We start from the raw sequence: 16,836 nt of genomic DNA, 5'->3' as shown, positions 1-16,836 counted from the left end.
ATGTATCTATTGATGCTAATAAAGTTCATATGCAAAATAAAGAAAAAATTATTCAAAAGACTTCAAAACTAGATGACATGATAATAAGTAAAAGTAAAATGGATGAAATTAATGATGGATTTATTTCGATTGATGAATTCAAAAATATTTTCGGAATTGATTTAAGAGAAATAAAAAACTCAAATATTAAAATTAATATTAATAAATTAAAAAATAATAGAGTAAAAATTGCAATATCACTTGAAACAAAAAATTCAACTATTTCTCCTTTTAAGATTATGAAAAATGCCATTATTGACGATAACCAATTAAATAAAGACATTTTAATGAGTATATTATCTATATTGGGTGTAATCTCAACTTTAGGATTAATATTAATAATTAGAAGAAGAATAAAAAAATAATTTTTGACTTACCAAATGGTAAGTTTTATTTTATAATTTTTTTATGAAAATAAATTCTACATACACACCTAAATTATCAATGCCTAATACCTTAAAGGCAATTTCTTTAATTAATGAAATGATGGTTGATGAATATAAGAAAAATATTGAAATGATAAAAATTGAACTTCCCGCATTTTTTAGGGAAGATTCTGATTTGCCATTACCAATAGATAATTTCACAAGAAAAATATTTTTTGATTTCGGTGATAAGTATGATATTGCTGTTTTGCCATTGCATTATGCCAATTGAAGAAGGTTAATGTTAAATAAGTTAGAAGCCAAGCCAGGATTAGCAATTCAAACTGAAGGTTATGTAATTTGAAGAGATGAAACTATTAGTAATGTAAATTCATTAGTTAGAGATGAGTTATGCTTTACATTTGTTTTAGAAAATATTAATAAAGAAGAATTCTTAAAAAAAGCCACAAAAAGATTTGTTAATATTATTGAGAAAATTGCAATTAAATTAAAAAAAATATTTGATATTGAAAATATTATTCCTAAATATTTACCCACTATTGAAACACAATTATTGGAAAATGAAATGCCAAAGTTATCTCCCGAACAAAAAGAACAAGAAATCCTCTCTGAATATTCTGGTTTTATTTTAAATAAACCGGGAGTAAGGACACTTCAAGGTAAAGTTCAACGACCTAAACCTCCTCAAATATATGATTTAAATAAACAAAATACAATAATCATTAATGATAGAGTTAATTATTTGCCCTTGCATGTTGCTGATATTTCTTTTTATGCAAGTGGTATAACATTATCAGATCAAATGAATATGTTTTCTTTAAAAGAACATATGAATTCATCTTTTTATAAGGAACTGATAGAATCACCGCAACCACAGATTATTGAAATTAAAATTCATAAATCACAACTATATATGGCATTGCTTGGTAAAGGCCATATTGGAGAAGTTCAAGCAAATGTTGAAAGTCTTAAAGTTAGAAAAAATGCTGCAAAGGATAAAATTAACTTTATTTAATTATAAATACTATTTTTTTTGTATAATTATTTTAATAATATAAAGCAATAATTTTGGAGGTTATGAACCAAATAGCTTAACGGGGTATTCACCATACGAATAAAGAAGTCCGATTGGGGTGGTACGTTGACCCCCAATATGGGCTTTTATTTTTTTAGAAAGGAAGTTGATGGAAAAAGTAGTTAAAAATTCATTGGGTTATGATTCTGATTTGTATGTATATCAGGATAAGAGTATGTTTAATTATTCAGTAGATACAATTTTACTTGGTAATTTTTTAACAATTAACTCAAGAGTAAAAAATATTTTGGAAATTGGAACGAATAACGGGGCACTCTCAATATTTGTTTCAGCTAGATCAGAAAAAATTAAAATTGATGCATTAGAAATACAAGAAAAAGCTATTAAACTTGCGGAAAAAAATATTAAATTAAATAAAAAAAGTGATCAAATAAATTTGATTCATGGCGATTTTGATGATTTTTATAGAGAACATTGTAAGAATCAAAGTCAAAAATATGATGCAATTGTATGCAATCCTCCATTTTATAAAGTGAAAGCATCACTTAAAAATAAAGGGTCTAAGGAAAAATTAATTGCAACTCATGAGCTTATGCTAACTCTTGAAGAAGTTATTAGCGGCTCTTCTAAAATAATCAAACAAAAGGGTTATCTTGCAATAGTTGAACCAACTGAAAGATTAGTTGATATACTGGTTTTGATGAGAAAATATAATTTTGAACCTAAAAGAATTCAAATGATTCATCCAAGAGAGGATCAAAAATCAAACCTTGTACTTGTTGAAGGTAGATTTCAAGTTGGGTGAGGAACACACCATTTACCAAACATATACTTGCACACACTAAACAAAGATGAACACGCATATAGAGAAGAAGTTAAGGAACTTTACAAACCAATGAAAGTAGGAGGAAGAAACAATGCCAAAAAATAAAACATTTTACATAACAACACCCATTTTTTACCCATCTGGTAAATTACATATTGGTCATGCATATACAACATCAATTGCATGGACAATCAGAAATTATAAAAAATTGCGTGGATATGATGCAAAGCTTTTAACTGGAGCAGATGAACATGGTCAAAAAATACAACAAAAAGCCTTGGAAAATAAAATATCTGAACAACAATATGTTGATAATATGTCAGGAATTTTTCAAGAACTTTGAAATAAAATTGAAATTGATTTTGATTATTATTCAAGAACAACAAATAAATCTCATGAGGAGTCAGTTCAGAAAATTTTTACAAAATTACTGAATGAAAACATTATATATAAAGGTTCTTATAAAGGTCTTTATTCAATTCAAGATGAAGAATTTTTCACTAAGACACAAGCTGATGAAAAAGAAGGAGAATATTTCCACCCAACATCTGGTCATAAATTAGAAGAAGTAGAAGAAGAATCTTATTTCTTGAAGATTTCTTTATTTTCTGATTGATTAGATAAGCAATTTGATAAACCTAATTTTGTTAGGCCAAATAAAATAATAAAAGAATTAAGAAGTAATTTTATTGAGAAAGGTTTGGAAGATCTTTCTGTAACAAGGACATCATTTTCTTGGGGTGTAAGCGTTAAAGAAGATCCTAAGCATGTTATTTATGTTTGATTGGATGCATTAACTAATTATATTAATACATTAGGTTATGCTACGGAAAATGAGGAAGAATACAATAAATATTGAGTAAATGGAGATGAAAAAGTACATTTAGTCGGTAAAGAAATAACAAGATTTCATTGTATTTATTGACCTATTATTCTTAAGGCACTAAAAATACCACAACCAACAACTATACTTTCTCATGGTTGAATTATTACTCCTGAAGGTAAAATGTCTAAGTCAAAAGGTAATGTAATTGATCCTTTAGAATTGATTGAGGAATATGGAGCTGAGACACTAAAATATTTCTTGGTATCACAAATTTCAATGGGTCAAGATGGTGTTTTTGATAGGGAAATACTTAAAAATTCATATAACGCAAATTTAGCAAATAATTTTGGTAACTTACTTTCTCGTACTGTCGCAATGACACTCCAATCATTTGATAAACCAATTATTTTCAAGGAACCTGAATTAGAAATTGATTTAGAAATATTAAACTTAATTAAATCTTCTAAAGAAGAATATATTAAATATTTCGATGACTTTAATTTAAGCAAGGCTTTTGAAGTTGCAAATAAACTTTCTAAATCATTGAATGGATTTGTTGATAAAACAGCACCATGAAAACTAAAAGAAGATAAAGATAGACTTGGTCAAATTTTGCTAATTTTGCAAAATGGTATTTATGCGGTTGCAACTTTTCTGTCAGTGGTTATACCTAAAAAAGCTGCTAAAGCACTTGAACAATTGCAATTAAAAGAGTTATCTTTTGAGCAAATAGATAACTTTAAAAAATTCGATAAAACACTAGTAAAAAAGGGTGAAGTTCTATTTCAAAGAATAAAATAAAAAAAAGATAGTTCATTAAGCTATTTTTTTGTTAAAATAATAAAGCAATATAAATTGTTTTCACCTGCCCAGGTGGCGAAATTGGTAGACGCAGGGGACTTAAAATCCCCCGGTAGCAATACTGTGCTGGTTCAAGTCCAGTCCTGGGCACCATACGTGCCCTTAGCTCAGTTGGTAGAGCAAATGGCTTTTAACCATTGGGTCAGAAGTTCGAATCTTCTAGGGCGTACCATATCATCCTAATAGGATGTTTTTTTTATCCTTTTTTCAAATGTGGAATTGAAACATATATAATTTTATTATGATAAATTGAAACATTGAAAATATACCCAAAAGTCCAGGTGTATATTTATATAAAAATAAATATGATAAGATAATTTATATTGGTAAGGCCAAGAATTTAAAAAATAGAATAAATCAGTATATGAAAGGTTCTATTAATTCATTTAAAACTCATAAAATGATTGAAGAGGCCAATTCTTTTGAATTCATTATTACAAAAAATGAGAAAGAAGCTTGAATACTAGAAAGAAACTTAATAAAGGAGCACTCTCCATATTACAATATACAATTTATAGATGATAAGAGGTATCCATACATAAAAGTTAAACTTGCTAAGAAATTAAATATTTCAATGGTTAGACACATAGCAAAAGATCAAGCATTTTATTTTGGTCCTTTGCCCACTGGAACAAATTCACGTGAATTATTTAAAACATTACAAAGAGAAGCATTATATGAAAATGGTTTGCCTATAAAAAATACGGAATTGTTATTTTGGGAAAATAAATATAAAAAAATAAAGAAAATTCTTTCATCAAATAATGATTTTTTTAAAAAAGAACTTGAAACAAAAATGTATTCAGCAGCAAAAAATGAATTATTTGAGCTTGCACAAGAATATAAAGAATCATTAATTGCGTTAAATCTTTACGAAGAAAAACAAGTTGTTGAATTAGCTAATAATAAAAATATTGATGTATTTGGTATTATAAAACATGAACAATTTTTATTTATATGCATGATGTTTTATAGAAACGGTTCTTTACTATCTTTGGATAATCATATATTAGAAATTATGGATGATGAGAAAAATACAATTTCACAATTTATAGCTCAATATTATGAAAAAAACTTAATACCTGATGAAGTTGTTATTAAAGAAGAATTCTCATCAGAATTTAATCAAAAATTTAGAGTACTTATTCCAGAAAAAGGTAGCTATAAGAAAATGTTGGAAATTTCAGAAATTAATGCAAAAAATAATAAAGAAGAAAAATTAAGGAAATATAAAAGAAGTATTGAATTAACTATGGGGGCAATTGAAAAATTAGGTAAATTATTAAAAATGGAAAAACCAAAACATATTTTAATGGTTGACAACTCTAATTTAGCTAATCAAAATCCTGTATCAGCAATTATTTCTTATAGAGATGGTAGGAAACGAAAACAAGAATATAAAAAATATAATCTTGATATTGGGACAAGGAAGGCTGATGTTGAATATATGCGCCAATCTGTAACAAGGTATTTTTCTAAGGAAGAAAATCCTATACCTGATTTATTTATAGTTGATGGAGGAGTTGCACAGGTTAATGAGGTTAAAAAGATAATTCATAAACTTGAAATTGAGTTAAAAGTAATTGGTTTAGTTAAGAATAAAAAACACATAACTAAATCATTGATAAATTTAGATGGCATTGAAGAATCAATTGAAGAAGAAGATTTACTAAATTTTTTGAGGGGTATGCAAGCAGAAGTTGATAGATTTGCTAAAATGCAATATAGAAGTAGAGGTCTAAAAGGTACTTTATTAGGTTCTTTAGAAACCATTAAAGGTGTTGGTCCAAAGGCAATTGAAAAATTAATAGGTCACTTTAAAACTTATGCAAATATTTACAATGCTAGTGAAGAAGAATTACAAAAAATAGTCTCAAGTAAAGTTGCGAAAGCGATAAGACAAAATTATAAAAATAAATAAGGAAAGGAGATATAAATGGATTTGAAAATTAAATTAAATTATAAACCAGCTGGTGATCAACCCAAAGCTATTAAAGAGTTAGTCAAAGGTATTAATAATAATATTGATTCCCAAGTTTTACTTGGTGTAACAGGCTCTGGTAAAACATTTACCATTGCTAATGTTTTAAATCAAGTAAATAGACCCGCCATCATTCTTTCTCACAATAAAACGTTAGCTGCACAATTATATTCGGAGATAAAAACTTTCTTTCCGGAAAATAAGGTTGAATATTTCGTTTCTCACTTTGATTATTATCGTCCTGAAGCATACTTACCAACATCTGACACTTTTGTTGATAAAACTTCTAAGTCAAATTGAGATCTTGATGCAATGAGAATGTCATCATTAAATTCTTTTTTAACTTCAAAAGATACAATAGTTGTTGCATCTGTTGCATCTATTTATGGTGCTTTGAATCCGAAAGAATACAAGTCAATGTTTTACATAATTTCTCAAGGTCAAAAAATAACTAGAAAAAAATTATTACAAGATTTAGTTTTACGTAATTATTCACGTAACAATATTGAACTTAAACCTGGAAACTTTAGAGCAAAAGGGGATGTTATTGAGATATCACCTGGTTGGACTCAAGATTTTTATATTAGAGTAGATTTATTTGGTGATGATATTGAGGAAATTGCTCATATTGATTCATTGAGCGGTAAGGTTATTAAAAAAGTTAATACAGCAACGATATTTCCTGCTGATACATATACAACTAATAGAGATACTGTTAAAAGAGCTATTTCAAAAATTAGGAAAGAAATGGAAGAAAGAGTTAAATATTTTGAAATTAATAATAAATTTCTTGAAGCCCAAAGGCTTTCTGAGAGGGTTAAACAAGACTTAGAACATTTGGAAGAATTTGGAATATGCCCAGGAATAGAAAATTATTCACTATATATGGATGGGAGAAGTCCTGGAGATTTACCATATACTATTTTCAATTATGTCCCAAAGGATACGATAATAATTATTGATGAATCACATATGATGATACCTCAAGTTAAGGGTATGTTTAATGCAGATAGAGCAAGAAAACAAACTCTTGTGGACTATGGCTTTAGATTGCCATCAGCACTTGAAAACAGGCCTTTAAATTTTGAAGAATTTCAAAAATTACCATTTCAAAAGATTTTTGTTTCTGCTACCCCAAATGATTTTGAAATTGATAAAGCTAATGGGGTTGTTGTTCAACAAATAATAAGACCAACCGGATTACTTGATCCAATAATTGAAGTTCAACCTAAATTAAATCAAATTGAAGATATGTATGATAGGATTACTAATCAAATTGATAAAAAAGAGAGGACATTCGTTCTTACTACAACAATAAGAATGGCTGAGGAATTAACAAGATACTTTCAGGAAAAAGGTATAAAGGCAACTTACATACATAATGAACTCAAAACATTTGAAAGAGCTGAGGTGCTAAGAAAATTAAGAAAAGGTATATATGATGTTGTTGTTGGAATTAACTTGCTAAGAGAAGGTATTGACATACCAGAAGTTTCGCTCATACTTGTTATAGATGCTGATGTTGAATCATTTATGAGAACATCGAAATCATTGATACAAATTGCAGGTAGAGCTGCTAGAAATGTAAATGGTAGAGTAATATTTTACGCTGATAAAATATCCCGTTCTATGGAAATTGCACTAAAGGAAACAAGCCGTCGTAGAGAAATTCAACATAAATATAATATAAAAAATAATATAACACCAAAGACTATAATAAAAGAAATAGCAGATCCATTAAATGGAGAAGATGTTAGAGGTGCTATTGAACTTTATCAAAAAGAAGGTAAGAGCAAGAAGGTTTTAGAAGAAATTATCGATGATTTAAGAAGACAAATGTTAGAAGCTTCTAAATCCTTGGAATTTGAAAAAGCTGCAAAATTAAGAGATGTAATAATAGAAATGAAAGGTAGTTAATGTGAGTAAAAAATTTATAAAAATTAAAGGGGCTAATGAAAATAATCTTAAAGATGTTAATGTTGAAATTCCCAAGGAAAAATTAATAGTATTTACAGGTGTTTCTGGTTCAGGTAAATCTTCTTTGGCTTTTAATACCATTTATGAAGAAGGAAGACGTAGATATGTTGATTCTCTCTCATCATATGCGAGACAGTTTTTAGGAGGGACAAATAAACCTGATGTTGAATCCATAGAAGGGCTTTCTCCAGCTATTTCAATAGAACAAAAAACAACTCATAATAACCCGAGGTCAACAGTTGGAACAGTTACTGAAATTTATGACTATTTGCGTTTGTTATATGCAAGAGTTGGAGTTCCTTATTGTCCAAAACATAAAAAACCAATTTCTGCCCAAAGAACACAAGATATAATTAATACAATCTTTAAACATAAAGAAGGAACAAAACTTATAATTTATTCCCCGGTTGCAATAAAAGAAAAAGGTACTCATGCTAATCTTTTAGAATCATTAAGAACTGATGGTTTTGTAAGGGTTGAAGTAGATGGAAAAATGATGACTCTTGACGACAAAATAGAATTAAATAAAACACAACAACATAGCATTTCAATAGTTGTTGATAGAATTGTCTTGAATGAAGAAAATAGGACTAGAATTTCAGATGCAGTTGAAATTGCTCTTGAACATGCATCAGGAATAATTGAAGTAGGGTTTGATCAAGAAAAGAGGGTTTCTTTTTCAAGGAATTTTTCTTGTCCAAGCGGAGATTTTGATATGCCATTAATAGAACCAAGATTATTTTCATTTAATGCGCCCGCAGGAATGTGTGATTCTTGTAAGGGTATTGGTATTAAATTAAAGGTTAATAAAAAATTATTGATACCAGATTCTAAAAGAGCAATATCTGAAGGTGGAATAGTTTATTTTGCTAATTTAGTTGGTTCTGAAAATATTGAATGAATGAAATTCAGTAGTCTTTTAAATCATCATGGAATTAATATGGATATTCCAATTGAAAACTTGTCAAAGGAAGAATTAGAAATTGCACTTTATGGTACGGAAGAACCTATTGAGTATACAATTGTCACTAGAACAGGAACTGTTTTTAAGAAATTTGAACCTATTGAAGGAGTTGCTGCATTAATTGAGAGAAGATATAGAGAAACAACTTCTGAAAAAAATAGGAAATGATATAAGTCTTATATGAAAGATGTTAAATGTGGAACTTGTAAAGGTGCTAGATTAAATAAATTTGCACTTTCAATGAAAGTTGATGAATTAAATATTAATGAATTTACACAAATGCCAATAGATCAAGCTTTCCATAAAGTTACTACATTAAAATTAAATGACGAACAACAAAAAGTTTCAGAATTAATTATCAATGAATTATATGAAAGGCTTTCATTTTTAATAAATGTGGGACTTACTTATATTTCTTTAGATAGAAAAGCTGGAACACTTTCTGGAGGTGAATCGCAAAGGATAAGATTAGCTACTCAAATTGGTTCTAACTTAACTGGTGTTTTATATGTTCTTGATGAGCCCTCTATTGGATTGCATCAAGTTGATAACGATAAATTAATTAAGACACTTAAAAAGATGGTGGATATTGGTAATACATTAATTGTTGTTGAACATGATGAAGATACAATAAGGGAGGCTGATTATATCGTAGATATTGGACCTCTTGCCGGTGATGCTGGAGGAAATGTTGTTGCAGCAGGGACTTTGGAAGAAATAACTAAAAACAAAGAATCGATTACAGGTTTATTCCTTTCTGGTAAAGAAAGTATTGAAATACCCACAACTAGAAGATCAGGAAATGGTCAAGTTATTGAATTAAAAGGCGTTAAAGAAAATAACCTTAAAAATATTAATGTTAAATTTCCTTTGGGCAAGTTAATTGTTGTAACTGGTGTTTCTGGTTCAGGTAAATCTACATTAGTTAATGAAGTCCTTTCAAAGGCTCTTGAACAAAAAATAAAAGACCCATTAATAATTCCTGGAAAATTCAAAAGTATTTCAGGTAATTCTAATATAGATAAAGTTATTAGAATTTCGCAATCACCAATAGGTAGAACCCCTAGGTCAAATCCAGCTACGTATACTTCTTTATTCGACGATGTTAGAGAATTGTATTCAATGGCTCCAGAAGCTAAAGCTAGAGGTTATTCCAAAGGTAGATTTTCATTTAATGTTGATGGAGGTAGATGTGATAAATGTCGCGGTGATGGTTTAATTAAAATAGAAATGCACTTTTTACCAGACGTTTCTATAATATGTAATCATTGTGATGGTAAAAGATTTAATAGGGAAACTCTTGAGGTAAAATTTAAGGGTAAAAATATTTCAGATATATTAAACATGAGAGTTTCTGAAGCATATTTATTTTTCTCTTCGTTCACAAAAATAAAAACTAAATTACAAGCACTTATGGATGTTGGTTTAAACTATATAACTCTTGGCCAAAATGCAACCACTCTTTCAGGTGGGGAAGCACAAAGAGTTAAATTGGCAACATATTTACAAAAGAAACCAACTGGAAAGACACTTTTCATACTTGATGAACCTACTACAGGTCTACATTCTTACGATGTTAAACACTTATTAAAAGTTCTTAATAGAATTGTTGAAGGTGGGGATACTGTTTTAATGATTGAGCATAATTTAGATGTTATCAAAACTGCTGATTACGTAATAGATCTTGGTCCTGAAGGTGGGATTAATGGCGGTGATATTATTGCTACAGGAACTCCTGAGCAAGTTGCTTTAAAAGAAAACTCTAAAACAGGTTTCTATCTTAAAAAAATACTCAAATTAGAAGGTTAATACCCTTCTTTTTGTTATCATTTATACATGGCTAAAAAAAATAACGATAAAAAAGATCAATATTATCCAAAACAAGAGTTTGATATAACACTTAAAAGAACTGGTGGTTGGACACAAACTTTAGTAACTTTTGTATTTATTTTGGTTCCTGCTATGGTTATGTGGGTTTTTCTTTCAAAAGACTTTGGTAATAAACAACTTTTAACTACTGGAGAACTTTGAGGAGTTGCAATAGGTTTTATTTTTTATTCTATATTGATTTCTATTTTTCTAATATGGATTAGATTAATATGGATTGATACATTAAATTTTACCGTTCCTGTTGCTATTGTTTTGATGGCGATAATGTTATCTCAAGACGTTGTTATTTGAGGTAGGGCACTAATTGCAATTGGTATGATTTTTACCGCACTTCCAGTTAATATGATTACTGTAAGATATATTGAAAATTTGGCAATTAAAAATAATAATAAGCACTAAAACATTAGTTGTTTTTTTGTTTTGTAATATCTTTTTGATTTTTTTATGAAATTAATGATAGATTTATATAAACTTAGAAAGTTAACTTTTAAGGTAGAATTTTATTATAGTTTTGTATGAAGAAAAGGAGTGTTATGTCTAAAAATAAAGAAAAAATAGGTTTCCTATCAGTTATTATAACTATAGTTGGTAGTTCTATTGGTGCTGGTATATTCTTTAAGAATAAATCAATTTTAGAAAATACCCATGGGAGTATTGGTTTAGCAATTTCTTGTTGGATTGTTGCAGCCATAGGTATTCTTGCAATTGGGCTTGCATTAATGGAAATTACTTCAACACAAGATAGGGATAAGGGTATTCTTGGTTGGATGGAAAAGTTCACCCCAAATTGAATGTTTAAATGATCAAAGGGTTATATGTTGATTTTATATTTTCCCCTTACATTTGCAACACTTCCCGTTTATGGTATTTTATCATTAGAAGATGCAACTGGATGAACTGCTAATTGGTGACAAATGTTACTGGTCGCAACTTCTTTTATGATTTGATTTGGTGCCGTTTCATTCTTTAGTTTAAAATTTGGTAGCTCACTACAATGGATATTCACATTAGTTAAATTTATACCTATATTATTCATACCTTTATTTGGTTTTTTAAATTTAGACTCTAATAATGTTTCGGTCACATCTGTAACAACTGGTTTAACTGGTATATCACCATATTTAGGTGTAATTGCTGCGATTCCTGCTATATTTTTCGCTTATGATGGATTTTATACAGTTACTTCTTTAAAAAGTAAAATGAAAAAACCAAAACTAATGCCTTTGGCAATTGCAATAGGTATTGGTGCCATTACTTCTATGTATTTATTAATAACTGCTGGTGTACTAATTGGATCTGAAGATGGTGCAAAAAATGTTTATTCCAATAAAGCATTTAAAATGGTAATGGATACTTTTATATTTGTTGCTATATTGGGTGTTATAAATGGATTTTCATTAGGGACTTATAATATTTATGATGAATATATTGAGACAGATGATTTTGCTTTTTCGTCTTTCTTTAAGAAAATAAAAACAAAAGAAAAAAGAATTGGAAAAATAACATTAAGGGGTACGACTCCTGGATTTAATATTTTGATGATATTTTCTTTCATATTTATAATTATTATTTTCTTTGTTGGCGCATTTGTTTGACCTACACAGAATAAAGTGGAGGGTATTTCTGAATTAACAGACTTACTTACAAATTGAACCTCTTTACTTGTATTCCTTATGATTTCATTTGCAATAATGGGTGCATTAGTAAATAGAAAGACTAATAAAATTAAAGTTAAAAAGTCTAAAATATTCATACCATCAGCGATTATTTCAATAATACTTACAACTATCCCAGGTATTTATATGATTGTTGCTTCAATTGTTGATATGACTGGATTTAATAAAGCGGGTATTGGTAAGGCAACAACAACATTTATTGTTTTAATTGCTACCATTATAATTTCTTGTATACCCTTAATAATTGAGAAGGTTAACAAAAAAATTAAAAATAATAAATTGAAAACTCAAAAAAAATTGAATTAAAATTATAATATATGCTTTTAAACGAGCATTTATTTTTTTGCACATAAATGTTGAAATTTCTAATAGTGAATATTAATATTCAATAATAATTAATAAAAAAACTTGATTTACTTTTTTGTTAAAAAAAGTTTTTTTGTTAGAATTAAATTGCATTCAACTACTAAACAATTTGAAATAAAAGCAAAAGGGGAATCAATTACAATGGCAGTTAAATATATTACAAGAAGAATAGAGGATAAAAAGTGATGCGTTAAAAATGCTAAAGCTGAAAAAGCTACAAGAGTTTTCAAAACACAAAAAGAGGCAATTGATTATGCCAAAACTTTGAAATCAACAACATCAATTATGATCCAAGGTAGAGATGGTAAATTTAGAAAAGCATCAGCTTGAAATACAATCAAGAAGGCACCAGTTGCTACTACTAAATCAACAACATCAACTAAAAAAACAACAAAACCAAATAAAGAATTAATCACTAAAAAAACTAATTCTGCACCAATAAAAGAAGAATTATCAAAAGAAATTACAATCGAAGAATTGAAAAAACAAAATGCAGTTTTGGATAAACAAATTGCAGAAGAGAAAGCAATAAAAAACGAAGAAAATGAAAAAGAATTAGATAAAAACAAATCTGAAGAAGACAAAATTAATAAAGACAAAAAATCTAAAGTTAAAAATGAAAAAACTATCGGTAAAAAAATAGCTATGTTTTTAGGAGTTGTATTCCTATTGGCGGTTATTACTATATCAATATTATTAGTATTAGATTGACAAGAAAAAATTACTTTTATTAATTGAATTAAATAATAAGCATAATGCTTATTTTTTTATTTATAATTTAATTGAGTCTTTTTGGGAACAGTGCAAATCTGTACCGGCGGTTATAGTCCGCGAGCGAAAGCTGAATTGGTTTAATTCCAATACCGATGGTTAAAGTCCAGATGGGAAAGAAGAATTCTTTATTATTTAGAAAGACTCGCACAACAAGGAGAGTACAAACATGAAAAATTCTAATCTTTTTCATGCTTCTAGTCATAAGAGTGTAATACATAAAATAGTTTTTACAGGTCTTTTCTTAGGTTTGGTAATTTTATTTCAATACTTAGAGCGGTTTATGCCCTTGGGTTTTGGATTTATTAAAGTTAATTTAACTTTACTTTTTATATTACCTATATTTTATTTTGCAGGACCTCTATATGGTATTTTAGTTTTATTTGTAAGATATATAGTTGGTGTTGGGATGTCGGGTGGATTTAATCAAATTTCAATGGTTTCACATCTTATTTTATTGATTTGTTCTATTGTAACTATAATTTTGATGTATATATATTCATCATTATTTAATAAAATTAAGTCACATAATCTAAAGGTGGTATTAATTTTATTATCAACTTTAGTAACAACTTCATTAATATTAACAGGATTAAATCAGATTTTCTTTACACCACTATATTTTGCAGTCTTAGAAAAGGGTGGATTTAAATTCAGTTTAAATAAATCAATACAAACATATCAATACATAAAAATGGTTTATTTTAATATTGATAATTATTGAGCTGGAACATTCGCAGCTTACTTTACAGGTAATATTATTAAATATTCAATAGTATTTATAATTTATTTCCCCTTATCAAAGGTATTAAGAAATCACGCAAAAAATTATTCTGAAGCATGAGATTAAAAATTAGCACTCGCAAATAAGAGTGCTAATTTTATTATAAGATGTTATAATTTAAAAATATGAGAGAGAGGTAAAAAAATGAAATATCCAATACTAGCAACAAGGGGAATTGCTAATTTCCCAAGTCATAAAAATATAATAGAAATAGGGAGACCAGAGTCTTTGAATGCTGTTAATGATGCGATTATGAATAATGAAGGTCAAATTATCATAGTTTCACAAAAAACTGCGACACTTGATAAAGTAACAAAAATAGATGATATTTTTGAAATTGGTACACTTGCAACAATTGAAATTCAGGAAAACTATGAAGGTGGCGGAAAAAGGATTGAAGTCACTGGATTGTCAAGAGCTAAAATTCAGAAAATTTATGTTGAAAATGCTTTATATGCAGATGTAGAGTTATTGCAAGATGAAACTGGAGAAGAATTAAGAGAACAAGTACTTGTTAGACAAGTATCATCTCAAATTGAAAAATCACTTGGTAAATTAATAAACATGCCAAAACATGTTTTGCATGAACTTGCAAATGGCATTTCAGCAGGTGAATTAGCTGATGTTGTTGGACATTATATGCCTTTATCAATTGAGAAAAAAGCTAAAATACTTTCATTAATAAATATCAATGAACGTCTTGAAACAGTTGTTCAAATTCTAGAACAAGAAGTTCAAATATTAGAAATTGAGCAAAATCTTGATTTAAATGTTAGATCTACTTTAGACAAGCAACAAAAAGAATATTTATTGAGAGAAAGAATGAAAGCTATTAAAGAAGAACTTGGAGACATTTCTTCTAAATCTTCAGAAATTGATACTTGAAGAGAACAAGCAAATGAAAATAAAAAATATCCAAAAGAAGTTAAAGAAAAAATATTGGAAGAAATTCAAAAATATGAGGCAATGCCCCCAATTTCTGCTGAAGCTAATGTTTCAAAATCTTACATTGACTGATTGATAAAATTACCATGAAAAACATATTCAGATGATTCATCTGATATTAATAAGGCTCAAGAAATTCTTGATGAAGGTCATTTTGGACTTAAAAAAGTTAAAGAGCGTATTATTGAACATCTTGCTGTTAAAGCTAATACTAATTCTAGCACTGCACCAATTATTGCCTTAGTTGGTCCTCCTGGTGTAGGTAAAACTTCTCTTGCTAAATCAATTGCGGAAGCGGTTGATCGTGAATTTATCAAGGTATCACTTGGTGGAGTTAGAGATGAAGCTGAAATTAGAGGTCACAGGAGAACATATGTTGGTTCAATGCCTGGTAAGTTAATACAAGCTATTAATAAAGCTAAGACTTCTAACCCAGTTATCCTTCTTGATGAGATTGATAAAATGGCTTCAGATTATAAAGGTGATCCAACATCTGCAATGTTAGAGGTATTAGATCCAGAACAAAACTCTAAATTCCAAGATCATTATTTGGAATTGGAATATGATCTTTCCAAAGTTATGTTCGTAGCAACAGCTAATTATTATGAAAATATTCCTGCGCCACTTTTAGATCGTGTTGAAATTATCGATCTATCTTCATACACAATGAAGGAAAAAGTTATGATTGCTAAAAAACATTTAATTCCAAAAGTTATTAAAGAGAATGGGTTAAATAAATCACAATTTAAAATAAGCGATAAAATGATTGAAAAAGTTGTAAAACACTATACATTAGAAGCTGGTGTTCGTGGGTTGAAGCGTGTTCTTGATAAATTAGCGCGTAAAATTGTTGTTAAGAAAATTCGTGGAGAATTCCAAGGTGCTTTTACAATAACTGAATCTAAAATGGTTGAATTACTTGGTCAAAAAGTATTTATCGATGATAAAAAAGAAAAAAAACCTATTATCGGTCAAGTTACAGGTTTAGCATATACGCAATATGGTGGTTCAACATTGCCTGTTGAAGTAACTACATTCCCTGGAAAAGGTGAAATAAGAATTACTGGTCAACTTAGAGATGTTATGAATGAATCAGCGGCAATTGCCCTTGCTTTTGTAAAATCAAATGCTAAAAAATTCGGGATTAATTTTGATTTTGAGAAAAATAGTATTCATATTCATGTTCCTGAAGGTGCAGTTCCTAAAGACGGTCCATCAGCCGGTGTTACATTTACCACTGCATTAATTTCTGCTTTATCACAAAGAGGAGTTTCAACTGATTGAGCAATGACAGGTGAAATTACTTTAAGAGGTAAAGTTCTTCCTATTGGTGGATTGAAAGAAAAATCTCTTGCTGCTGTAAGAATGGGGATCAAACAAATTTTTATACCAAAAGCAAATGAAAAAGATATTATTGAATTACCTGAAGAGTCTAAATCAAAACTTGAAATTCACCCTGTTTCAAAATACTCAGAAATATACAAAGTTCTATTTGCATAATTAAATTA

At 28.5% G+C, this 16,836-nt stretch carries 12 protein-coding genes, 2 tRNA genes and 1 riboswitch; all 14 genes read left to right on the top strand.

What is annotated here, in order from left to right:
- On the top strand, positions 1–404 hold a 404-nt coding region (locus C4B24_RS01415), incomplete at its 5' end, for a hypothetical protein (RefSeq protein WP_210725191.1).
- Between the two features lie 43 nt (positions 405–447).
- Positions 448–1,440, top strand: coding sequence for a class-II aminoacyl-tRNA synthetase family protein (locus tag C4B24_RS01410; protein WP_131598635.1), 993 nt, complete (start codon positions 448–450; stop codon positions 1,438–1,440).
- A 169-nt stretch (positions 1,441–1,609) separates the two neighbouring features.
- A complete protein-coding gene (locus C4B24_RS01405; protein WP_131598633.1) occupies positions 1,610–2,392 on the top strand; it encodes a tRNA1(Val) (adenine(37)-N6)-methyltransferase in 783 nt (260 codons plus the stop codon).
- Positions 2,379–3,914: a methionine--tRNA ligase gene (metG, locus tag C4B24_RS01400; protein ID WP_131598631.1), complete on the top strand. Its 1,536-nt coding sequence runs from the start codon at positions 2,379–2,381 to the stop codon at positions 3,912–3,914. The genes C4B24_RS01405 and metG overlap by 14 nt, the downstream gene beginning before the upstream one ends.
- Positions 3,915–3,980: 66 nt before the next feature.
- Positions 3,981–4,067, top strand: a tRNA-Leu gene (locus C4B24_RS01395).
- Positions 4,068–4,070: 3 nt separating this feature from the next.
- Positions 4,071–4,146, top strand: a tRNA-Lys gene (locus C4B24_RS01390).
- Positions 4,147–4,215: 69 nt separating this feature from the next.
- Positions 4,216–5,895, top strand: a complete 1,680-nt coding sequence (locus tag C4B24_RS01385; protein ID WP_168388306.1) for a GIY-YIG nuclease family protein — start codon at positions 4,216–4,218, stop codon at positions 5,893–5,895.
- Positions 5,896–5,910: 15 nt separating this feature from the next.
- Positions 5,911–7,872 (top strand): excinuclease ABC subunit UvrB, encoded by a 1,962-nt coding sequence (uvrB, locus tag C4B24_RS01380; RefSeq protein ID WP_131598627.1) that lies wholly within the window; start codon positions 5,911–5,913, stop codon positions 7,870–7,872.
- 1 nt (position 7,873) lies between these two features.
- A complete protein-coding gene (gene uvrA, locus C4B24_RS01375; protein WP_131598625.1) occupies positions 7,874–10,705 on the top strand; it encodes an excinuclease ABC subunit UvrA in 2,832 nt (943 codons plus the stop codon).
- Positions 10,706–10,732: 27 nt separating this feature from the next.
- The gene (locus C4B24_RS01370; protein WP_131598623.1) at positions 10,733–11,185 is read left to right on the top strand and encodes an MAG3450 family membrane protein; all 453 of its coding nucleotides are present in this window, start codon (positions 10,733–10,735) and stop codon (positions 11,183–11,185) included.
- A 134-nt stretch (positions 11,186–11,319) separates the two neighbouring features.
- Entirely contained in the window at positions 11,320–12,768 is a 1,449-nt protein-coding gene (locus tag C4B24_RS01365) for an APC family permease (protein WP_168388305.1), read from the top strand.
- Positions 12,769–12,969: 201 nt separating this feature from the next.
- Positions 12,970–13,575 carry a DUF2188 domain-containing protein gene (locus C4B24_RS01360; RefSeq protein WP_131598619.1) on the top strand — a complete coding sequence of 202 codons (606 nt, stop codon included), beginning with the start codon at positions 12,970–12,972 and terminating at the stop codon, positions 13,573–13,575.
- A gap of 37 nt (positions 13,576–13,612) precedes the next feature.
- Positions 13,613–13,725, top strand: a riboswitch (FMN riboswitch).
- A 43-nt stretch (positions 13,726–13,768) separates the two neighbouring features.
- Positions 13,769–14,449, top strand: coding sequence for an MPN527 family putative ECF transporter permease subunit (locus tag C4B24_RS01355; RefSeq protein WP_131598617.1), 681 nt, complete (start codon positions 13,769–13,771; stop codon positions 14,447–14,449).
- A gap of 78 nt (positions 14,450–14,527) precedes the next feature.
- The gene (lon, locus tag C4B24_RS01350; RefSeq protein ID WP_131598615.1) at positions 14,528–16,828 is read left to right on the top strand and encodes an endopeptidase La; all 2,301 of its coding nucleotides are present in this window, start codon (positions 14,528–14,530) and stop codon (positions 16,826–16,828) included.
- Positions 16,829–16,836: the final 8 nt, after the last annotated feature.

It is taken from the genome of Mycoplasma marinum, assembly GCF_004335975.1.
Classification (GTDB): domain Bacteria; phylum Bacillota_I; class Bacilli_A; order Mycoplasmatales; family Metamycoplasmataceae; genus Mycoplasma_K; species Mycoplasma_K marinum.
The sequence above is the reverse complement of the archived record's forward strand: the minus strand, read 5'-3'. Positions and strand labels throughout refer to the sequence as shown.